The sequence below is a fragment of the Thalassovita sp. ABM4_323 genome (assembly GCF_056158665.1).
On sequence record NZ_JBSWTS010000007.1, the window covers coordinates 2014813 to 2036028 of the forward strand.

The following is a 21216-nucleotide window of genomic DNA, read 5'->3' on the forward strand; positions in this document are numbered from 1 at the left end:
ATGGTAACGACTCCGAACGGTTTCGACCTAGACAATTCCGGCCGCCGCATCGTGGTGGATCCGGTCACCCGCATCGAAGGCCATATGCGTTGCGAAGTGAACGTGGATGACGAAGGCGTCATTCGCAACGCCGTCAGCACCGGCACCATGTGGCGGGGGCTGGAAGTCATCCTGAAAGGTCGCGATCCGCGCGACGCCTGGGCCTTTACCGAACGCATCTGCGGGGTCTGCACCGGGACTCACGCGCTGACCTCGGTGCGCGCTGTCGAGGATGCGCTGGGGATCACCATTCCCGACAATGCGAACTCGATCCGCAACATGATGCAGCTGAACCTGGAAATTCACGACCATGTTGTGCACTTCTACCACCTGCACGCACTGGACTGGGTGAACCCTGTCAACGCGCTGCGCGCCGACCCCAAAGCGACCTCAGAATTGCAACAGGCGGTGTCGCCCTCGCATCCTTTGTCCTCGCCCGGTTATTTCCGCGATGTTCAGAATCGCCTGAAAAAATTCGTTGAATCCGGCCAGCTGGGTCTGTTCAAGAACGGCTACTGGGACAACCCCGCCTATAAACTGCCGCCCGAGGCCGATCTGATGGCCACCACTCACTATCTCGAGGCGTTGGATCTGCAAAAAGAGATCGTCAAGGTTCACACGATCTTTGGCGGCAAGAACCCACATCCGAACTGGCTGGTGGGGGGCGTGCCCTGTCCGATCAACGTGCATTCCACGGGTGCGGTCGGCGCGATCAACATGGAGCGGCTGAACCTTGTTAGCTCGATCATCGACAAATGTATCGAGTTCAACAAGAACGTCTATATCCCCGACGTGAAGGCCATCGGCGGGTTCTACAAGAACTGGCTGTATGGGGGCGGTCTGTCGTCCAAAGCTTGCCTGGCCTATGGCGACATCCCCGAGAACCCGAACGATTTCTCGCCTGAGCAGCTGTATCTGCCGCGTGGTGCGATCATCAATGGGAACCTCAACGAGGTGCATGACGTTGATCCGCGCGACCCCGAGCAGGTGCAGGAATTCGTCGACCATTCCTGGTACGATTACGGCAACCCGGGCAAGGGGCTGCACCCTTGGGACGGTGTCACCGATCCCAACTTCGAGCTGGGTCCGAATGCAAAAGGCACCAAGACCAACATCAAACAGCTGGACGAAGAGGGTAAATACTCTTGGATCAAGGCCCCGCGCTGGCGTGGTCACGCGATGGAGGTGGGCCCCCTGGCACGCTATGTCGTCGGCTATGCCAAGGGCCACGAGGACATCAAAAACCAGGTCGATGGCTTTTTGCGCGACATGGACCTGCCGGTCGAGGCGTTGTTCTCGACGCTGGGTCGAACCGCCGCCCGGGCGCTGGAAAGCGAATATTGCGGCCGCCTGCAGAAGTACTTCTTTGACAAGCTGGTCACCAACATCAAGAACGGTGACGAAAGCACCGCGAATATCGAAAAGTGGGATCCGTCCACCTGGCCCAAAGAGGCCAAGGGCGTGGGCATGACCGAGGCTCCGCGTGGTGCCCTGGGGCACTGGATCAAGATCAAAGATGGCCGGATCGAGAACTACCAATGCGTGGTTCCCACAACCTGGAACGGCTCGCCTCGGGACACGGCTGGCAATATCGGCGCGTTCGAAGCCAGCCTGATGAACACCCCGATGGAACGTCCCGACGAACCGGTCGAGATCCTGCGCACCTTGCACAGCTTTGATCCCTGTCTGGCCTGTTCCACCCATGTCATGTCGCCCGATGGCGAAGAGCTGACCGAAGTCAAAGTGCGCTAAGGAGGAGACGCCATGAAATACTTCACAATCGCATATCTGGCGGGGGCGTCCGCGGCCTCGGCCCATTCGGGCCACCCCGAAGCCGCCGCGGGACAGGCGCATTGGCTGACCCAGGGTGATCACGCTGTGATCCTGATTTTGGGTGGGGCCCTGGTGGCGCTTGGCGTGGGGCGCTGGTCGTTCAAACGGTTGCGCGCGGCCCGCGAGTAAGGAGGCGGTCATGAGTGATCAAACCATTCACACGCCCAATCCCGACGTCGAGCCGATGTCCTCGTCTGTACTGACGGGGGACGCGACCGAGCAGGATATCGAAAGCATCCGCAAGCGGACCTCGGTCTATGTCTACGAGGCCCCGGTGCGCTTGTGGCACTGGATCAATGCGACGGCGATCTTTGTGCTGGTTGCCACGGGGTGGTTTATCGGCGCGCCGCCGCCTTCGATGCAAATCGCCGAGGCCACGCATCAGTTCGTCTTTGGCTATATCCGTTTCGCCCATTTCGCAGCGGGCTGGATTCTGGCCGTCGGCTTTGCCGGGCGCATCTATTGGGCGATGGTGGGCAATCATCATTCCAAGCAGCTGTTCTATCTGCCGCTGTTGAACAAACACTGGTGGTCCGAGCTGTTCTTCGAGGTGCGCTGGTATCTGTTTCTCGAGCGTGAGCCCAAGAAGTACGTCGGTCACAACCCGTTGGCGCAGTTGGCGATGTTCATGTTCATGACGGTCGGGCTGACCTTCATGATCATCACCGGACTGGCGTTGTACTCCGAGGGGTTGGGGCAGGACAGCCTGCTGCACGGGCTGTTTGGCTGGGTCTTCACGCTGGCGGGCAACAACCCGCATTACCTGCACACCTACCACCATATCGGTATGTGGTTTGTGGTGATTTTTATGATCATCCATATCTATGTTGCCATCCGCGAGGACATCATGAGCCGGCAATCCATCGTCTCGACCATGATTTCCGGTCACCGGACATTCAAGGATGATCGCCCCGATTGATCCGGGCATGGTGACGAATCCAAAGGGCGGAGCATGGCTCCGCCCTTTTCTGTTGCAAAGATAATATCCAAAATAGAGGGTAAATGGTTGAAAGCCTACCATGTGGTTTGCGAGGGGCAGTGTAGGAGGTGGCAATATATCGTTATAAATCAAAGATATAAACGGTATGCGGTGGAATGCGAAAAAACTGGTGTTGCGCGGGGTTGGGCCGAATATCTTCCAAAGACAGAAAAAATGGAAAGTAAGCGGCCAGCTTTTGGGGTTTGGGAGGACCGGAAATGCCAGCAAATGCGCTCATTCTTGGGATCGGCAACGTGCTTTGGGCGGACGAAGGATTCGGCGTGCGCTGCGTCGAAACCCTGGCTGCAAGCTATGCTTTTGACGACAACGTTCAGTTGCTGGATGGCGGCACGCAGGGGCTCTATCTGCTGCCATTCCTGGAAACCGCGGACATTCTGGTGGTGTTTGATGCGGTCGATTACGGGCTTCAGCCCGGCACCCTGAAAATTGTCGAAAACGACGAGGTGCCCCAGTTCATGGGCGCCAAGAAAATGAGCCTGCACCAAACCGGGTTTCAGGACGTGATCGCGACGGCTCAGCTTATGGGGTATTGCCCGGAAACCCTGTTGCTGATCGGGTGTCAGCCCGAAGAGCTGGAGGATTACGGCGGCGGGCTGCGCGACGTGGTTGCAGCGCAGATTGCCCCTGCAATCGATGTTGCGTTGGACCGTCTAAAAGCGTGGGGGATCCAGGCGCGCCAAGGTCAGAGCGATCAAAGCCTGCTTGCCGATGCCTCGATCATGCGCCACGCCTATGAAGAGGGTCGTCCGGATGCCGCAGAGGCCTGCCGCACCGGGGATGACCGTTTCTTCCCGATGGCGGATTGATCCATGTGCGTCGGCGTCCCCATGCAAATCCTGTCGGTTGACGGCATCGCGGCCATGGCGACGGACGGGCGCGAAGAGGCCCAGATCGACCTGTCACTGACCGGAGCCGTTCCCATCGGCGCCTGGGTCCTGACCTTTCTGGGGGCCGCGCGCGAGGTCATCACCGAAGACGAAGCACAGAAGATTTCGGCGGCGCTCGAGGGGCTTCGCGCGTTGATGACAGGCGGCGAGCTTGGAGCAGCGTTCGCCGATCTGGAACAATCCGGTCCCAGCCTGCCGCCGCATCTACAAGCGGCAATGGAGACCGGCAAAAAGATCGTATGACAGGAAGGAAACGCGCATGACCCATCCGCTGATAGACAGGCTCAGCTCTGAATTTGACTGGCCGCATCTGAACGAAAAAGAGGGGCTGGAGACTTTTGTCCAACAGCCGGGAACGCATGTTCTGTTTGTGCCCGGCGACCCCGCCCGCAACCTGGAAACCGCCGATGTGGCGGTGATCCTGCCCGAGCTGAAAATGGCCTTTCAGGGCAAGTTCGATTGTGCGGTCGTGGGCGACCAGATCGAAGCCCAACTGCGTCAGGACACCCGCGTTCTGAAAACGCCCAGCCTGATCTTTTATCGCGATGGCGACATGATTGGCAGCATCCCCAAAGTGCGCGACTGGGACGAATACATGGTGCGCATTACCCAGATTTTGGCACAGCCCGTCGCGGCAGAGTAGGAGACAGAAAATGGTAGGAAACTTTCATCTGCCCCCGATGGGATATGGCCCCGGATCGCAGCCCGCCGAGGAAAACGGCGAGGAACTGGAATATATGAAAATGCCTCAGGATATGCGCTCGTACACCGCGCATATCCCCGAGGTCGAAGCCGATGAAAAACTGGCACCTGCGCTGAACTTGTTGCGCGAAATCGCTGGGGCTGCGGCGCAGGTCGGGCATGGGGCTGCGAACGTCTTGTTTGATCTTTCAGGCCTGGACCAAGCGAACCGGGCCCTGATCGCCGAAACCATGGGTGAGGGCGAAGTCGCCGTCAAAGTGCATGACGTCCCCGCGGTGGCTGCGCAGGAAAGTGTGTTTGCGGGGGTTTGGTGCCTGCGCGGCGTAGGGCTGGACAAGATCGAGTTGGGGCCAGTCCCGCAAAGCGCGCTTGATCGGGCGTTTGAGCCGCGCCAGGCTGCTCAGGGGAGCTCGGCCAAGAAAGCGCCCGGCGTCGTGAACGCGCCCCCGCTCTATGTCGAACTGGCCGATAAATCGGCCGCTTTCTCGCCCGAGAACGAGGCCCACGTCGTCAATTTGACGCTTCTGCCGCATACGGAACAGGATCTGGAATGGCTGGACGTGGCCTTGGGGCAGGGATCGGTTGATGTTTTGTCGCGTGGCTATGGCAATTGCCGTGTCACCGCGACGGCGTTGCCCCATGTCTGGCGGGTGCAGTTCTTTAACTCGATGGACACGCTGATCCTGGACACGTTCGAGGTCACCCGGATGCCCGAAGTGGTGATCGCTGCCTCCGAGGACCTGCTGGACAGCAGCGAACGTATCTTTGAAGTGCTGGAGGCGATCAGATGAGCGGATTCGAAGGATCATTCCTGGGCGCGAACGACAAGATCAGCACCAAGGCGATTATGGAGTGTAAAATCTGCTGGACCCCCTACGATCCGGCCGAAGGAGACGACACGCGCCAGGTGCTGCCCGGAACGCCTTTCATTGCGCTTCCCGAGGATTGGAAATGCCCGAATTGCGATGCGCCCAAGGAGCAATTCTTGGTCTCCGAGGACCCGGGATCGGACGAGATGCGCGATGCGGGCATGCTGCAGGAAAAGACCCAGGCGCTGGTGACGGATTTTACCGAGGTCTGGCATTCCAAGATGCGCGATCTGCCGATGGTGAACAAACTGCTGCATGTGCAGGCCGTGGGGTGGAAAATCCACGAAGGCCGCCCCTTGGGGGTGCTGATCTCGCCGTGGTTCATGAACCTGATCCAATTGCCCACCGAAGGGGAAGACTGGAGCGACCTGGTGGCCGGAGCCAAAGAGGTGTTGCCGTTTCCCTCGGGTGAATACGAATTTATTCACAACACGCGCGAAAAAACGGGCGGGTACAAGGCATGCTCGTTATTTTCGCCTATGAGCGAATTTAACACTCAAAAACAAGCAGTTGAGGTGGCCGAGGCGGTGATGCAGGCGCTGTTCCAAGAGGAGCACCGCGCCGAAACGGATCGCGCGGCTGACATCCGCGCCACGCGCGAGGCCGAGATCAAGGCGCAGGAAGAGGCCGAAAACGCCCCAGACTCTGTCGATGTGCCGTTGATCAACGAACCCAACCGCCGCCAGGTGCTGACGGCGGGCCTGTCCGAGAAGCCGGGCTGATGCTGCACGTGCCCTCAACGCCTGCCTTGGTGATCAAGACACAACCTGCGCCCCCGGTGGAACGGTTGCTTCTTGGTCGCCCGATTGAAGAGGCCGTGGCCCTGTTGCCGCGCATCTTCAACCTGTGTCGGGCGGCGCAAGAGGGGGCCGCGCGGCTGGCCTTTGGGTTGGAGCTGAAACAGGGATGGGCGCAGCAGCTTTCGCAGGATATCGCGCGCGAACATGCGGCGAAGCTGGGTGTGATGCTGCCCATCCGATTGGGATTGCCTCCGCTAAGCCTGCCACGGGATATCGCGGATTTGCCCAAGGCGCTGTTTGTCGACAGCAATTTCGCGGAAACTCCGGCGGACTTTGAGGCCTTTCTGAAGGGTGGGCAGGGGATCGCGCCGGTCTTGCGCGGGGTCGATCAGGGCTTTGGGCGCGATGCGTGCTGTCCGGCCCTTCCACCAGCAGGCACGCAATTTGCGGCGCTGTCAGAGCCGATGGAAAACACGGTCGCGGTGCGTCATCTGGATCATCCGGTCATGCAGCACATCGCCCAAACCCGGGGGCGCGGTCCGCTGTGGCGTCTGGTGGCGCGCGCGCTGGATCTGTGTATGGCGGTTGCGCATCGCCTTCCGCAACCAGAGTTGAACCAGGGGGTTGCCTATGTCCCGGCTGCACGGGGGCTTTACGCGGTGCGAGCAACGCATCAAGATGGGCGGGTGAGCTCTTTTTATCGTGTAACTCCGACGGATCACATTTTGGCTGCGGGCGGTGTTGCTGAACATTCGCTGGCCAATCTTTCCGTTTCCAAACAATCGCTTGCGGGCCTGTTGATCGACATTTTGGATCCTTGCATCCCGGTGGAGCTGATCGGAGTCCCCAGCCATGCATGAGATGTCGCTATGTGAAGGAATCCGGCAGGTGATCGAAGATCAGGCGCGCGCGCATGACATCAAAAGGGTCAAGCGGGTGCGTGTCGAAATCGGCCGTTTCTCGGGGGTGGAAAAACCTGCGTTGGAATTTGCCTTTGACGTGGTCATGCGAGGCTCGGTGGCCCAGGGGGCGCGTCTCGAGATGATCGACCTGCCGGGCACGGCCATGTGCTACGATTGTATGAAAGAGGTCGAGATTGACGACCGGCTCGATCCGTGCCCGGACTGCGGCGGCGGCAAGTTGATGCCCGTTTCGGGCGACGAAATGAGGATAAAGGATCTGGAGGTGATCTGATGTGTAGCGTTTGCGGATGTGGAACAGCCAGTGTCGAAGGGCACAGCCATTCTCATGATCATGGCCACAGCCATCATCATGGCGACGACTTGCATTTCGGAAACGGCCCGGCCGGGGTTGAAGTTGCAGGCATGAGCCAGGACCGGCTGATCGAGATCGAAACGGATATTTTGGCCAAGAATGACCGCTATGCAGATGCCAACCGGGCCAAGCTTGCCGGTCTTGGGGTCTTTGCCATCAATCTTGTGTCCTCGCCCGGGTCGGGGAAGACCACGCTGCTGTGCAAAACCATCGAGGCCCTGGGGGATCAGCCCTTGGCGGTCATCGAAGGGGATCAGCAAACGGCCAATGACGCCGAACGCATTCGTGCCACCGGCGCCCCGGCCATTCAGGTCAATACGGGCAAGGGCTGCCATCTGGATGGCCATATGGTCGGTCACGCGATGGAGCATCTGGAGCTGGATCCAGGCGCGATGCTGATGATTGAAAACGTGGGAAACCTTGTCTGCCCCGCAGGGTTCGACCTGGGTGAAGACTGCAAAGTCGCGATCCTTTCCGTCACAGAAGGAGAGGATAAGCCCCTGAAATACCCGGATATGTTCACGGCATCGCGTCTGGCTCTGCTGAACAAGGTCGATCTGGCGCCCCATTGTGATGTGGACCTGGACCTGTATGAAAAAAACCTGCGCCGCGTGAACCCGGGGATCGAAGTGATCCGGATCTCGGCCCGGACGGGCGAGGGGATGGAAAACTGGTTGAACTGGTTGCGGGGCAGCTTGCAGCGCAAGCAAGCGCGTATGGCGGCAGAGTGAGCCATGACTGACTTTGCGCTTCCCACTATTCTTCTGGTTGATGACGAAGAACACTCGCTGGCCTCGATGCGGATGGCGTTGGAGGATGATTTCGACTGCCTGACCGCCACCAACGCCAACGATGCCAGAAAACTGATGGAAGAGCATTTCGTGCAGGTGATCTTTTGTGATCAGCGCATGCCGGGGCCCTCGGGTGTTGAATTTCTGACCGAGGCGCGGGATCTCTGGCCGGATACGGTGCGGATCATCATCACGGGCTACACCGAAACCAACGACATCATCGCAGCGATCAATGATGCGGGGATCTATCAGTTCCTGACCAAGCCCTGGCACCCGGACCAGCTGTTGATGAGCGCCAAAAACGCGGTTGATCTGTTTCGTCTATCGCGTGAGCACGACCAGTTGGCGCTGGAAATGCGGTTCCTGTCCCGCAACCTGGAAAGTAAAGTCGAAGAACAGCGCAAGGCCCTGCGCGAAGGTCTGGGGTTTGAAAAGGTTCTGCGCGCCCCCAATTCGCCGATGAACAGCGTGATCGCTCAGGCCCGCCAATTCGCCAGTTTCGACGTGTCGGTCATGATCGCGGGCGAAAGCGGAACCGACAAGGCCGCCCTGGCGCGGGCCATGCACTACAGTTCATTGCGCTCGGACCGACCGTTTTTCGAGGTCAATTGCAGCGGTGTCGACGACGATCTGTTGCAGATCGAACTGTTTGGCGCCAAGCGCGGGGCGGTCCAGGGTCGGCAAACGCAAAAGGTCGGCATTCTGCGCAAGGCCGACAAGGGTACGGTATTCCTGCGTGGCGTGGCCGAGCTGTCCCAACATATGCAGCGCGCGATTGCGCGTTTTGCGGCCGCGGGCACCTTTCGCCCCGTTGGCGCGGCCGAGCTGGAAACCAGTGATGTGCGTTTGTTGGCCTCTGCCCCGGTGGATCTGGCCAATCAGGTTGCCGAGGGGCGGTTCCGCTCGGATCTGTTCTATGCGCTTAGCAAGACCACGATTGTTACGCCTGCGTTGCGAGCGCGCAAAGACGATCTGGCGATCCTGGCGCAGAACTTCTTGTTTGATGCTGCGGCCAAACACGGCAAGCCGATCCACGGGTTGTCAGATGACGCGCTGCGGTTTCTGGAACGCTATGATTGGCCGGGCAATATGCGCGAGCTGGAAAACGAGATGGTGCGGATGCTGATCTTTTCTCAGGACAGCATCCTGGGCCCCGAGCTGATCAGCCGTCACATCCTGCAGGCCAATCCGGATGAAAAGACGCGCGACAATGGGGTGGATCAGGTGCTGGTATCGAATGGCACGCTCAAAGAGCGGGTCGAGCAAATAGAAATGCGGATCCTGCGCGAAACCTTGACCCGGCTGAAATGGAACAAAAGCCGCGCTGCGGCAGAGCTTGGCCTGAGCCGCGTTGGGCTGCGGGCAAAAATTGAACGCTACGGAATTGCCGAGCCTGGACGGGCCGAGCACCGCGAGCCACAGGAGGACTAAGAAATGTGCCTAGGTATACCGGGCCAGATCGTCGACGTAACGGACGAGGCGCGCATGATGGTGATGGCCGAAGTCTCGGGCGTGCGCCGCGAAGTTAACGCCGCCTGCATCGCAACGGGCCCCCTGGAACAGCTGATCGGAAAATGGGCGTTGATCCATGTGGGCTTTGCCATGAGCGAAATCGACGAAGACGAGGCGGCCAAGACACTCGAAGCCCTGCGCGGACTGGGCGAGGCGCAGGAAACGCTGGAGGCCATGGCCGCCGGAGACGCCGCATTGGAGGGCTCATCATGAAATACGCAGAGGAATTCCGCGATCCCGTCGCCGCGCGTGCGGTACTGGACCAGATCGCCAAAACCGTCGATCAGATCGGAGCGAGTGCGCAAAACCCGGTGCATATCATGGAGATCTGTGGTGGTCATACCCATGCGATTTTTCGATATGGGCTGGACAAACTGACCCCCGAGGGGATCGAGTTCATCCACGGCCCCGGCTGCCCGGTCTGTGTTCTGCCCATGAGCCGCGTGGATGAATGTATCAAACTGGCCGAGCGTCCCGAGGTCATTTTCACCACCTTCGGGGATGCGATGCGCGTGCCGGGAACGCAAAAATCCCTGATGCAGGCCAAGGCCGATGGCGCAGATATCCGCATGGTCTATTCGCCTTTGGATGCGCTGGAAATCGCCCGTCGCAATCCTGACCGTGAGGTTGTTTTCTTTGGTCTGGGCTTTGAAACGACCACCCCTTCGACCGCCCTGTCGATCCAGCAGGCGGCCCGCGAAGAGCTGAGCAACTTCACCGTCTTTTGCAACCACATCACGGTGCCGCCGCCGATCAAGGCGCTGCTGGATGATCCGCATATGATATTGGACGGGTTCGTCGGGCCGGGACATGTCTCGATGGTGATTGGCGTGCATCCCTATGATTTTATTGCACAAGACTACGGGAAGCCCCTGGTGGTGGCTGGCTTTGAACCGCTGGATCTGCTGCAGTCCGTGTTGATGGTTCTGGAACAGATCCGCGATGGCCGGGCCCAGATCGAGAACCAATATTCGCGGGTCGTCCCCGAGCATGGCAACGCCGTGTCGCTTGCCGCGATCGAAGATGTCTACGAGGCGCGCCCGACCTTTGAATGGCGGGGGCTGGGCGAGATCGATGCCAGCGGCTTGCGCATCCGGGATCGCTATGCGGCCTTTGATGCCGAAGCCAAATTCGGCATCGGCTATGGGGCCGAGCGCCGGGTTGTGTCCGAGCCAGAGGGCTGCGCCTGCGGTGCGGTCATGACCGGGCGCATGAAACCTGTCGAGTGCCCGCAATTTGGGACAGGTTGCACGCCTGAAATGCCGCTCGGAGCCCTGATGGTGAGCTCGGAAGGGGCATGCGCGGCTTATTATCAGTATGGCGGCGCGCGCGCAGTCCAGGCTGCGGAATAGGGGGCCAGGATGAACATGATGCCCCGAACCCTGCGCGACAAAAAAGTAACGCTGGCCCATGGCGGTGGCGGTAAGGCCATGCGCGATCTGATTGAAACGGTCTTTACCTCGGTGTTCGAACCCGAAGGGATGGAGGATCAGGCGCGCCTGGTCGATGATGCTCTACAGCGTCCGGGCGCGCGATTGGCGTTCACGACAGACAGTTTCGTCGTTGATCCAGTCGAATTTCCCGGCGGTGATATCGGCAAGATCGCAGTGTGTGGCACGGTCAATGATCTGGCTGTCGGTGGCGCGCAACCGCTGTGGCTTTCGGCGGCCTTCATTATAGAAGAGGGAACCGAAATCGCCCTGTTGCAACGCATTGTGGCCTCGATGAAGGCCGAGGCTGACAAGGCCGGTGTGCGGATCGTGACCGGGGACACCAAGGTTGTCGGCCGAGGCATGGCTGACAAGGTGTTCATCACCACTTCAGGAGTGGGGGCCATTGCGCCGGGGCGCGACCTGAGGGCCGAGCATCTGCAAAAAGGGGATGTGATCATCGTGAATGGCAAGCTTGGCGATCACGGGGCGGCGATCCTTGCTGCGCGTGGCGACATGGCCTTGTCGAGCGAAATTCAGTCGGATTGTGCGGGGCTTGGCCACCTGATGGAGGCCGTTCTGGCCGCTGCGCCCGGAACCCGGGCGGCGAGGGATGCAACGCGTGGCGGCGTGGCCTCGGTTCTGAACGAGTTGGCCGAGGCCGCGCAGCTTTCCATCGAGATCGACGAAACCGCCTTGCCGCTGCGCGACGAGGTCAGGGGCATGTGCGAAATCCTGGGCTTGGATCCGCTCTATCTTGCGAATGAAGGAACCCTGGTTCTGGTTGCTCCGCCCGATCAGGCCGATGCGGCATTGGCCGCAATGCGATCGCTGCCCGAAGGCCAGGAGGCAACCGTGATCGGAACCGTGAACGGCGGGCTTGCGGGCCGGGTCACCATGCGCACCTTGTTTGGCGGATCGCGCATTGTGGACATGCTGGTGGGCGAGCAACTGCCACGTATCTGCTAGGGCTGATGGCCGATATCGTTTTTTTCGGACCTGTCGGGCGTCGTGCGATAGGCCGCGTGAACGGCTGGGCTGGGCGCCAAAACAGCGCCCAGCCGATTTAGATCAAGGCTGGAAGGGCAACGAGGAGTGGTGCAGCACGATGCGCAGCGTCCCTGTTTCGTCCTTTTTATAGCCAAAGCTTTTGTCCACCGTGGTCACCGAGCCATCCTTGTTGGTCAGCTTGACCCACCCCATCCACATGGCGATATCCCCCTGGATAAAGCTGGTCGAGGTGATGCTTTCCATCGACCGCCACCCCATGATCGCAAACCCGTTATCCAGTGGGTATTCTTCGGAATGGCCGCAGAAATAGGCCAGTGCGCCGGCCTTGGTGGGGCGGAAAGTCTGGTCTCCGCTGGCCATGGTCGGTTTGAACAGAACGGGCCCCAGATTGTAGCCATAATAGCTGTCCAAATTGGCCGAGGCGACCTGACGCGCCACGTCGATGCCTTCTTCCTCGAAGGCTTTCGAGATGGCGACCTTGCCATTGCCCCAGATGGTCAGGGCGTTTTGAATGTCGTCTTCGGTGATTTGCATAGAGCACTCCGTCATAAGGTTTTCAAGATGCCTGGGCAGGCGTGAACATGGGAACCAACTGGCCGCTGGCGCTGGGGCGAACACCACGTCGACGGCCTGCGCGCTTTGTTACACAAATTATGTACTTAGGGCACTTCCCCGTTGCGCGAACAGAATTATCCTACGGGCTGTGTGATCGGCATGCCACGAGCGGTTTCGCGGTTGCGTTTGGGCTGCGAAAGAAGGTGCCCCCAATTCATAATTTCAACGTCCAGGCAGGCATGTTTTTTTGCTAGTCATTGATCGCGGATGGCCCGCTTATTTCAGTTTGGTCCCACACAAAAATTAGAGCCAAGTAGCGGTTGTCGTTGCAGAGCGCTTATCTTCTGTTGCAATCGAAAAGTAGACAAATTACTGATAAAACGCATGGAAAAAAAGTCAAAGCGAAAAATCGTATCCTCTCGTCACCTCGCCGATGGAGAGGGGTGGGAAGCCTCGGAATTTGAGTTCGGGCTCATCATTGCGTTTAACGCGTTCTCGCGTTGGATGGTCAAATGCATGGCGGCGGCCGGACACACGGATATGAGCCCGTTGGAAATTCTTGTTCTACATAACGTCAACCATCGTGGCCGGGACAAACGCCTGAGCGATATCTGTTTTCTGCTAAATATCGACGACACCCACACCGTCAATTACGCTCTGCGTAAGCTCTCCAAGGCCGAGCTGATTGTGTCAGAGAAGCGCGGCAAGGAAGTGTTTTACAGCACTTCCGCTGCAGGGGCCTCACTGTGCGAGGAATACCGCACTGTTCGCGAACGTTGCCTCATCGATGGTTTGGGGCGCATGGATTTGACCGGTGAAGAGCTTAGCGAGATTGGAACCAACCTGCGCGCGCTCTCGGGTCAATACGACCAAGCCAGTCGGGCCGCCTCTTCTCTTTAGCAGAGGCGACCCCAAGCTGTTCTACCCGCCCATCGCGTCCGGGAGGAAGGTCACAATTGAGGGGAACAATGTGATCACCAAGACTGCAAAAAGCAGCAGGAAGAAAAACGGCATTGCCGCCCGCGCAATACGCAGGATGTCGAGCCCGGTCAGTCCCTGAATGACGAAGAGATTGAAGCCAACAGGGGGCGTGATCTGGCTCATTTCCACCACCAGGACAAGATAGACGCCAAACCAAATGGGATCGATCCCGACCTGCATCACCATCGGCATGATGATGGAGGTGGTCAGAACCACGACGGAAATTCCGTCGAGAAAGAGACCGAGCACGATGAAAAACAACGTGAGAACCACAAGCAGCACGTAGGGCGACAGACCCATATCACTGATCCATTGCGCGAGGTTGCGCGGCAAGCCCGTGAACCCCATTGCAACGGCAAGAAATGCAGCGCCGATCAAGATGAACGCAATCATACACGACGTACGTGCCGCCGAGAGCATAGCATCAAGGAAGTCATTCTTGCCAAAACTGCCTGACATGACAGCGAGCAGGATCGACAGCAGAACTCCCAAAGCCGCAGCATCCGTTGGCGAGGCTATCCCGGTGTAGATCGCACCGATCACGCCCGCAATCAACAGTGCGACGGGAATAAGACCGCGCGCCTCCCAAAGCTTTTCCTTGAGCGACATTTTGATGTCATTGGACGGGATAAGCCCCGGCGTCATCACCGCCCGCACCATCACATAGCCCGCGAAAAGACCGATGATCAAGATACCGGGCAGAACGCCCGCCACGAACAACCGCGCGATGGATTGCTCTGTCGCCACGCCGTAAACGATCAAAATAATCGAAGGCGGGATCAAAAGCCCAAGCGTCGCCGAGCCAGCAAGCGTGCCCAAAATCAAGCTCTCGGGATAGCCGCGAGATTTGAGCTCTGGAATCGACATTTTGCCGATGGTCGCCGCCGTTGCCGCAGACGAGCCAGACACGGCCGCAAAGATCGCGCAGCCAAGGACATTCACGTGCAACAGCCGCCCGGGAATGCCGCCAAGCCAAGGCGCAAGCCCGTTGAACATGTCCCGACTAAGCCGCGATCTGAGCAGGATTTCCCCCATCAGGATAAAGAGCGGCAAAGCCGTAAGAGACCACGAATGGCTATGCCCCCAAAAGGTTGTCGCCATGACAAGGCCAATTGGCGCGTTGGAAAAGAGCATGAGGGCCACGGCCGCAACACCTGTCAACGCCAGGGCGATCCACAGACCAGAAGCGAGAAAGAGGAACAAAACCCCGAGCAGGAAGAGGCCAATCATTGGATCAGACATCAGACTTCCTCCGCCGCTGCGATGATGGGCTCGTTCGCTTTGAAGGTGCCGATCAGACTGTCAAGAATGGCCACGAGCAAAAGAAGCATGCCAAGGGCCATAAAGGACTGCGGTATCCAAAGCGGGATCGGGATAATGCCGTTTGACACATCTCCAAAATGCACGCTCTCTTCGATAAGCTTGAAGATGTAGAAGCAGACGAACCCGACCAATCCTGCCGCGATGGCCAGCGCGATGATTTCCGCAACAAATGCCAACCTGCTGTTCAGCCGTGCGGTGATCAACGTCACACGAATATGGCCGCCCGAGCGAAACGTGTAGGGCATGGCGAGGAAGGTCGCAGCCGCCAGCATGAACCCAGCAAAATCCGCATAGGACGGGATCGTCGATGGCAATGGCAGGCCAAAGACCCGCGTAACGAAGTTGAGCAGAACCTGGGCGCTCACAAGAACAGAAATGCCGAGGATGATTGCGGCCGATGTCCAGCAAGACACAAGGTAAAGCGTATCTAAAAGACGACGCATATGAAGTATCCCTATTTAGAGTTGGGGCCGGCTTCACCACTGGTGCACCGGCCCCTTATTCATCGGAGGTTAGGCTGAAAGTAGATTTTGGCCAAACACTCTTACTTTTTGAACTCAGCCAGAACAGACAGGGCCGTGTCAGACGCGCCAGACTGCCAGTTTGCCAACATTTGATCGCCGATCGACTTCAAACCTTCTTCTAGCGCTGGGCTCGGAACCACGATGGTCATGCCATTCTCTTCGAGAATTTTTGTCTTCGCGTCAGCTTCTGCGGCGGACATTTCCCAACCACGTGTTTCAGCAGCAGCTGCTGCATCCATTACAGCCGCTTGAACTTCGGCCGGCAGGCGCGAGAAGGCACGTGCGTTCACAACAACAATGTTCTTTGGCACCCAGGCGTTGATTGGCGTGTAGTGCGACACGAAATCCCACGCTGTCGAGTTTGCACCTGTGGAGGGGGATGTGATCATCGCCTCGACCTGACCTGTTGCAAAGGCCTGCGGGATGTTTGGCGCTTCGACCTGAACAGGCGCTGCGCCCGCTAGGGTTGCGAACTCTTCCAGAGCAGCGTTGTAGGCGCGGAAACGCAAACCGCTGAGGTCTTCGACCGTTGCGATCTCGCCGTTTGTGTACAGACCCTGTGCCGGCCATGGTACCGAGAACAATGGCACAAGACCCTGTTTCGCCAGCAGCTCGGTGACAGCTGGCTTTTGCACGTCCCAAAGTTTCGCCGCGTCTTCATAGCTGGTTGCAAGGAAAGGCTGGCTATCGAGACCAAAGGCTGCGTCTTCGTTCACCAGGCGAGACAGAAAGAACTCGCCGATGGGCACCTGGCCCGAACGCACGGTGTTTTTGATTTCCGCGTGAGGGAACAATGATCCCGCCGAATGGACGGTGATCTCAAGCGCGCCATCCGTGGCCGCAGCAACGTCTTTCGCAAACTGCGAGATATTCTGGGTGTGGAATGTCGAGTCGCCATAAGGGGTCGGCATGTCCCAGGTGTCCGCCAGAGCTGCGCCGGACAATCCAACAGCTGCCAGAGCTGCAAGAGCAAAGTGTTTCATAGTTTGGTTCTCCAGGTTGGACGTTATGTCTGCTCAGAGACTGACAGGCCTTTTGTAATTTTTCAATCATTATATTGACAAATTGTCAGCGTTTTATCATCAAAGCGATAATTTGTGCAAAGGAGAGCGTGATGACACAAGGTGAAGATGCAAAGTGGAATTTCTGGATCGACCGGGGTGGAACCTTCACAGATATCGTGGCTCGCTCGCCCCAGGGAGAGCTGAAGACACACAAGATTTTGTCCGAAAAACCAGAGTCTTACAAAGATGCCGCGGTGCAAGGCGTTCGCGAAATGATGGGGCTGCAAAAGAACGCTGCGATACCACAAAACGCGATCCGCGCGATCAAAATGGGCACAACGGTCGCCACGAATGCCCTACTTGAACGCAAAGGCGAGCGGACGATCCTGTTCATCACGCGTGGTTTCAAAGACCTCTTGCGAATCGGCTACCAGAATCGCCCCGACCTTTTTGCACTCGATATCCAGCTGCCTGATCTTCTCTATTCCGACGTTGTTGAAATCGACGAACGGCTGGATGCGGATGGGTCTGTCATTGAAGCAATGGACCTGCAAAAGGCACGTACGGCCATCTGCCGTGCATACGGCAAGGGATATCGATCGGTCGCCGTTGCTCTGCTGCACAGCTATCGCAACCCGGATCACGAAAAGAAGCTGGGCGAGATGGCCGAGCAGCAAGGATTCGAACAGGTCTCTCTGAGTCACGAGGCAAGCCCGCTTATCAAACTGGTCTCACGCGGGGATACGACGGTTGCTGACGCCTATTTGACGCCAATCCTAAAACGATACGTCAATCAGGTTCGCAGTGCTTTGGGGTCCGACACGGTTGAGCGGCTGATGTTCATGCAGTCAAACGGTGGTCTGACTGACGCGGATCTTTTCCATGGGCGTGATGCGATCCTGTCTGGACCGGCGGGCGGCGTGGTCGGGATGGTCGGAACCGCCTCGCAGGATGGCTTTGAGAAACTGATCGGTTTTGACATGGGCGGCACGTCCACTGATGTGTGCCACTATGCTGGAGAATACGAACGCAGCTTTGAAACTGAAGTCGCGGGCGTTCGGATGCGCGCGCCGATGATGAATATTCACACTGTGGCAGCAGGCGGTGGCTCGATCCTGTCTTTCCGAGATGGACGGCTTCAGGTTGGCCCAGAAAGTGCGGGCGCTGACCCTGGTCCGTCGTGCTATCGCCGTGGTGGCCCGCTGACTGTGACCGATTGCAATGCGGTTCTGGGCAAGCTTCAGCCCGAAAACTTCCCGAACGTCTTTGGGCCGAACAGCGACGAACCTCTCGATATTGATGCCCCGCGCCATCTGTTTGAGAAACTGGCACAGGACATCGCAGAACAAACCGGTGAAGCGCCTTTGTCAGTCGAGGTTCTTGCAGAAGGGTTTTTGCGGATTGCCGTCGACAACATGGCGAACGCGATCAAGGAAATCAGCGTTTCGCGCGGCTATGACGTCACGGGGTACACCCTGAACTGCTTTGGCGGTGCGGGCGGACAACATGCCTGCCTTGTTGCTGATGCGCTCGGCATGACCTCGGTCTATCTGCATCCGTTTGCCGGGGTCCTGTCTGCTCTTGGCATGGGGTTGGCTGACATCGTGTCGATGCGTGAACAACAACTCCTTGTGCCAGTTTCAGACCTTGCCAGCATGACAGCAGCGTCAAAGGCTTTGATCGACGAGGCAACCAACGAGGTCCTGCAGCAAGGTGTTGCACGCCGCGACATCACCGTACGCGAAAAGGTGTACCTGCGGATGTCCACCTCTCAAACCTCCTTGCCAGTGGCCCTGGGGTCGCCGGAAGAGATGGTTGAAGCGTTCCGTGCATCCCATGAGGTCGAGTTCGGCTTCCGCCCAGAAACAGACGATATCATCGCCGAAATGATCTCTGTCGAGGTTGTCGGCGCCTCAGGGGCAAACGCCAAGTTGCCCAACGTCGAACCTCAAGAAAGCCAGCATGGCATGACGCAAATGTGGGCGGAGCATCACATGCAGGCCGTCCCCACCCATGATCGGACCAAGATGGGCGTTGGCGTCGTTGTCGCTGGCCCTGCTGTCATCAACGAACCAACAGGCACTACGGTTCTCGAACACGGATGGGAAGCCACATGCATCGACGGTGGTGCACTTGTCTTGCGGCGCGCTATCCCGCTGGCACGCAAGGAAGCGATAGGCACAAGTGTGGATCCGATCATGCTGGAGGTCTTCAACAACCTCTTCATGTCGATTGCTGAACAGATGGGCGCAACTTTGGCCAAAACGGCCGCCTCAGTGAATATTCGCGAGCGGTTCGATTTCTCTTGTGCCATCTTCGACGCGCAGGGCAACCTTGTTGCAAACGCGCCCCACGTACCTGTGCACCTGGGCTCTATGAGCGCCAGTGTGAAGTCGATCCTGCATGAAAATGCCGGGGCGATCGAACCCGGCGACGTTTTCATGATGAATGATCCGTTCAACGGCGGCACGCATTTGCCGGATGTGACCGTGATCACTCCGGTTTTTGATGAAGGCGGTCAGGACATCCAGTTCCTTGTCGCGTCTCGTGGTCACCATGCCGACATTGGGGGCAAAACACCGGGATCGGCCCCGCCGGACAGCCGATATATTGATGAAGAAGGGGTTTTGATCAAGAACTTCAAACTGGTCTCTGGTGGCCGCCTGCGTGACGCCGAAACACGCGATCTGCTGGCATCAGGAAAATTTCCGTGCCGTAACATTGATCACAATATGGCCGACCTGACAGCGCAAATTGCAGCCAATGCAACGGGCAGTGCAGAGCTACAAAAGGCTGTGGCGCAATTCGGCGCGACGGTTGTGCAATCCTACATGCACCATGTGCAAGACAATGCCGAAGAATCCGTCCGCAGGGTTATTGATGTTCTGGAAAACAGCCGGTTCACCTATCCGCTTGATAGCGGAGCTAAAATAGAAGTGGCAATTTCCGTTGACCGAGCATCGCGCAGCGCAAAGGTGGATTTCACGGGCACCTCCAAACAGGACAACCTGAACTACAACGCACCGGTGGCGATCTGTCATGCGGTCGTTCTCTATGTGTTCAGAACCCTTGTAGGGTCGGACATCCCTATGAACGAAGGTTGCCTGAAACCGATAGAAATTGTCGCGCCCAAAGGAAGTTTCATCAATCCCAACTACCCCGCAGCTGTCATCTCTGGAAATACAGAAGTCAGCCAAAGCATCGCGGATGCCCTTTATGGCGCGCTCGGTGTCGTTGCTGGCAGTCAAGGGACCATGAACAACTTCGTCTATGGTGACGATACGTTGCAGAATTATGAAACGATCTGTGGCGGCACCGGGGCCGGACCAAATTTCGACGGATGCTCGGCTGTCCATAGCCATATGACGAACACGCGTATGACGGACCCCGAGGTGCTTGAAAGCCGCTTTCCAGTGCGCGTGCGCCGATTTGAAATACGGCAAGGCTCGGGTGGGAACGGCCTGAATCGGGGCGGCGACGGTATCATCCGAGAGATCGAGTTCCTGTCGCCAATGACCGTGACCGTTTTGTCGTCCCATCGACAAACACAGGCCTTTGGTGTCAGTGGCGGGACCCCAGGCGCGCCCGGTGAAAACCAAGTGCACCGCAAGAACGGCTTTGTTGAAGATCTTCACGGAAACGATCAGCGCGACATGGCACCAGGTGACGTCTTTGTCATGAAAACGCCCGGTGGCGGTGGCTTTGGCGTGGCAGACACGCAGTCCAAGGTGGCCGCAGAATGAGCGGTACGTTTCTGTCTGAGACGATGAGGCCACTGGCAACCTCGCCGCCACGACCGCCTATATCCAGTGGGGCAGTCCCTTGGGGAACGGATACTGCGAAAGCTTCAACGCCCGGTTCCGCCCCTCTCGGCAGATTTGCAAGGCAAATCGCCTGCCGGGCAATGGACGCGCAACCAATCGGTGAGGTCTTCTATTCGTTAGGCTCAGGACCCATTGATTTCCGTCCAGCGGCGTGATTTACGGTTCGAAAACGGGTGGTGAATATGTCTGATCTTTTCTGGCTTACGGACCCGCAGATGGGCCGTCTGGCGCCTTTTTCCTGAACTCCCACGGCAAGCCGCGCGTTCACTGCCGGGCTGTGATGCGAGATCATGTTCGGCAAACTCAAGGACTGGAGGCGCATCGCAACACGACAGATGCCCCAAGGTCTTCCTGCCGGCAATCGCCCTCGCAGCACTCGTTATTTACTGGCTATGAGGCCTGAACCTTACGAGAGAAGCTCTCGTGACTGCTGCGAGAACAAACTTGCGGGCCTACCAGGGGATCGACGAATTGGACAGGCTGGCACGCATCCGGAGCAAGCCGCGAAGCATTCGAGTTGACAATGGGCCCGAATTCGCCGGTCGGTTGCTCGACCAGTGGGCTTGCCTGAACAAGATCGAACTGGACTTCTCCAGGCCGGGAAAACCAACGGACAATGCCTACATCAAGGTGTTCAAAAGCCGACTTTGCCAAGAGTGTCTAAACGCGTCATGGTTCCAGTCCATGTACGATGCCCGAGCCCAGGATCAACAACTGGAAAGCCTACTACAACGAAACTAGACTGCGTTCTTCACTCGGAAACTTGACGCTGAGCGAATTCGCAGCCCAACTGAAGGAAACCCGAAAGGTCACATGAAGGCCGTACCAAAAACGGGGTGAACTCCAGAAGATTGCCCGATCCTGTTTTCTGTCCCGAACTGTATCCGGCAGGTCAAAGAAAAGGTGGATTTGCCGC

General features: G+C 58.1%; 22 protein-coding genes and 2 pseudogenes. 20 read left to right on the forward strand and 4 right to left on the reverse strand.

Annotated features, from left to right (window positions below; all coding sequences use genetic code 11):
- The 15 genes from ACXADQ_RS12390 (at position 1) to hypE (ending at position 12047) form a co-directional block, all read left to right on the forward strand.
- A complete protein-coding gene (locus tag ACXADQ_RS12390) occupies positions 1-1791 on the forward strand; it encodes a nickel-dependent hydrogenase large subunit (RefSeq protein WP_475320677.1) in 1791 nt (596 codons plus the stop codon).
- A gap of 12 nt (positions 1792-1803) precedes the next feature.
- A complete protein-coding gene (locus tag ACXADQ_RS12395) occupies positions 1804-2001 on the forward strand; it encodes a hypothetical protein (protein WP_475320682.1) in 198 nt (65 codons plus the stop codon).
- Between the two features lie 10 nt (positions 2002-2011).
- On the forward strand, positions 2012-2791 hold the full coding sequence (gene cybH, locus ACXADQ_RS12400) for a Ni/Fe-hydrogenase, b-type cytochrome subunit (RefSeq protein WP_475320685.1): 780 nt from the start codon (positions 2012-2014) through the stop codon (positions 2789-2791).
- A 278-nt stretch (positions 2792-3069) separates the two neighbouring features.
- Complete coding sequence (locus ACXADQ_RS12405; protein ID WP_475320689.1) at positions 3070-3678, forward strand: HyaD/HybD family hydrogenase maturation endopeptidase; 609 nt, start codon at positions 3070-3072, stop codon at positions 3676-3678.
- A gap of 3 nt (positions 3679-3681) precedes the next feature.
- On the forward strand, positions 3682-4002 hold the full coding sequence (locus tag ACXADQ_RS12410) for a HypC/HybG/HupF family hydrogenase formation chaperone (RefSeq protein WP_475320691.1): 321 nt from the start codon (positions 3682-3684) through the stop codon (positions 4000-4002).
- Between the two features lie 16 nt (positions 4003-4018).
- Complete coding sequence (locus ACXADQ_RS12415) at positions 4019-4402, forward strand: thioredoxin domain-containing protein (RefSeq protein WP_475320693.1); 384 nt, start codon at positions 4019-4021, stop codon at positions 4400-4402.
- Positions 4403-4412: 10 nt separating this feature from the next.
- On the forward strand, positions 4413-5252 hold the full coding sequence (locus ACXADQ_RS12420; RefSeq protein WP_475320696.1) for a hydrogenase expression/formation protein: 840 nt from the start codon (positions 4413-4415) through the stop codon (positions 5250-5252).
- The gene (hybE, locus tag ACXADQ_RS12425) at positions 5249-6052 is read left to right on the forward strand and encodes a [NiFe]-hydrogenase assembly chaperone HybE (protein ID WP_475320701.1); all 804 of its coding nucleotides are present in this window, start codon (positions 5249-5251) and stop codon (positions 6050-6052) included. The genes ACXADQ_RS12420 and hybE overlap by 4 nt, the downstream gene beginning before the upstream one ends.
- Positions 6052-6930: a hydrogenase expression/formation protein HupK gene (locus ACXADQ_RS12430; protein ID WP_475320705.1), complete on the forward strand. Its 879-nt coding sequence runs from the start codon at positions 6052-6054 to the stop codon at positions 6928-6930. Before hybE ends, ACXADQ_RS12430 begins: the two co-directional genes overlap by 1 nt.
- On the forward strand, positions 6923-7264 hold the full coding sequence (hypA, locus tag ACXADQ_RS12435) for a hydrogenase maturation nickel metallochaperone HypA (RefSeq protein ID WP_475320709.1): 342 nt from the start codon (positions 6923-6925) through the stop codon (positions 7262-7264). The genes ACXADQ_RS12430 and hypA overlap by 8 nt, the downstream gene beginning before the upstream one ends.
- A complete protein-coding gene (hypB, locus tag ACXADQ_RS12440; RefSeq protein WP_475320712.1) occupies positions 7264-8076 on the forward strand; it encodes a hydrogenase nickel incorporation protein HypB in 813 nt (270 codons plus the stop codon). The genes hypA and hypB overlap by 1 nt, the downstream gene beginning before the upstream one ends.
- 3 nt (positions 8077-8079) lie before the next feature.
- Positions 8080-9567, forward strand: coding sequence for a sigma-54-dependent transcriptional regulator (locus ACXADQ_RS12445; protein ID WP_475320715.1), 1488 nt, complete (start codon positions 8080-8082; stop codon positions 9565-9567).
- Between the two features lie 3 nt (positions 9568-9570).
- On the forward strand, positions 9571-9861 hold the full coding sequence (gene hypC, locus ACXADQ_RS12450; RefSeq protein ID WP_475320718.1) for a HypC/HybG/HupF family hydrogenase formation chaperone: 291 nt from the start codon (positions 9571-9573) through the stop codon (positions 9859-9861).
- Positions 9858-11000 (forward strand): hydrogenase formation protein HypD, encoded by a 1143-nt coding sequence (hypD, locus tag ACXADQ_RS12455; protein ID WP_475320721.1) that lies wholly within the window; start codon positions 9858-9860, stop codon positions 10998-11000. The genes hypC and hypD overlap by 4 nt, the downstream gene beginning before the upstream one ends.
- 9 nt (positions 11001-11009) lie before the next feature.
- A complete protein-coding gene (hypE, locus tag ACXADQ_RS12460; RefSeq protein WP_475320723.1) occupies positions 11010-12047 on the forward strand; it encodes a hydrogenase expression/formation protein HypE in 1038 nt (345 codons plus the stop codon).
- 102 nt (positions 12048-12149) lie between these two features.
- On the opposite strand, the gene ACXADQ_RS12465 is transcribed toward hypE, so the two are convergent.
- Positions 12150-12623: a phosphoribosyl-AMP cyclohydrolase gene (locus tag ACXADQ_RS12465; protein WP_475320727.1), complete on the reverse strand. Its 474-nt coding sequence runs from the start codon at positions 12621-12623 to the stop codon at positions 12150-12152.
- A 405-nt stretch (positions 12624-13028) separates the two neighbouring features.
- Between ACXADQ_RS12465 and ACXADQ_RS12470 the strand changes: the two genes are divergently transcribed.
- On the forward strand, positions 13029-13544 hold the full coding sequence (locus ACXADQ_RS12470; protein ID WP_475320731.1) for a winged helix DNA-binding protein: 516 nt from the start codon (positions 13029-13031) through the stop codon (positions 13542-13544).
- Positions 13545-13565: 21 nt separating this feature from the next.
- Here ACXADQ_RS12470 and ACXADQ_RS12475 read toward each other — a convergent pair whose 3' ends face one another.
- The 3 genes from ACXADQ_RS12475 to ACXADQ_RS12485 all read right to left on the reverse strand — a co-directional run bounded on the left by ACXADQ_RS12475 (position 13566) and on the right by ACXADQ_RS12485 (position 16455).
- Complete coding sequence (locus ACXADQ_RS12475; protein ID WP_475320735.1) at positions 13566-14867, reverse strand: TRAP transporter large permease; 1302 nt, start codon at positions 14865-14867, stop codon at positions 13566-13568.
- A complete protein-coding gene (locus ACXADQ_RS12480) occupies positions 14867-15391 on the reverse strand; it encodes a TRAP transporter small permease (RefSeq protein WP_475320740.1) in 525 nt (174 codons plus the stop codon). Before ACXADQ_RS12480 ends, ACXADQ_RS12475 begins: the two co-directional genes overlap by 1 nt.
- Before the next feature lie 101 nt (positions 15392-15492).
- Positions 15493-16455 carry a TRAP transporter substrate-binding protein gene (locus tag ACXADQ_RS12485; protein WP_475320744.1) on the reverse strand — a complete coding sequence of 321 codons (963 nt, stop codon included), beginning with the start codon at positions 16453-16455 and terminating at the stop codon, positions 15493-15495.
- 131 nt (positions 16456-16586) lie between these two features.
- On the opposite strand from ACXADQ_RS12485, the gene ACXADQ_RS12490 reads away from it, so the two are divergent.
- The 4 genes and pseudogenes from ACXADQ_RS12490 to ACXADQ_RS12505 all read left to right on the forward strand — a co-directional run bounded on the left by ACXADQ_RS12490 (position 16587) and on the right by ACXADQ_RS12505 (position 21041).
- On the forward strand, positions 16587-20219 hold the full coding sequence (locus tag ACXADQ_RS12490) for a hydantoinase B/oxoprolinase family protein (protein WP_475320748.1): 3633 nt from the start codon (positions 16587-16589) through the stop codon (positions 20217-20219).
- Positions 20220-20259: 40 nt separating this feature from the next.
- Positions 20260-20340 (forward strand): annotated as a pseudogene (locus ACXADQ_RS12495) (integrase core domain-containing protein); the annotation flags it as partial.
- A 244-nt stretch (positions 20341-20584) separates the two neighbouring features.
- A pseudogene (locus ACXADQ_RS12500) lies at positions 20585-20696 on the forward strand (IS5/IS1182 family transposase); the annotation flags it as partial.
- 27 nt (positions 20697-20723) lie between these two features.
- Positions 20724-21041, forward strand: coding sequence for an integrase core domain-containing protein (locus ACXADQ_RS12505; RefSeq protein WP_475320752.1), 318 nt, complete (start codon positions 20724-20726; stop codon positions 21039-21041).
- Positions 21042-21216: the final 175 nt, after the last annotated feature.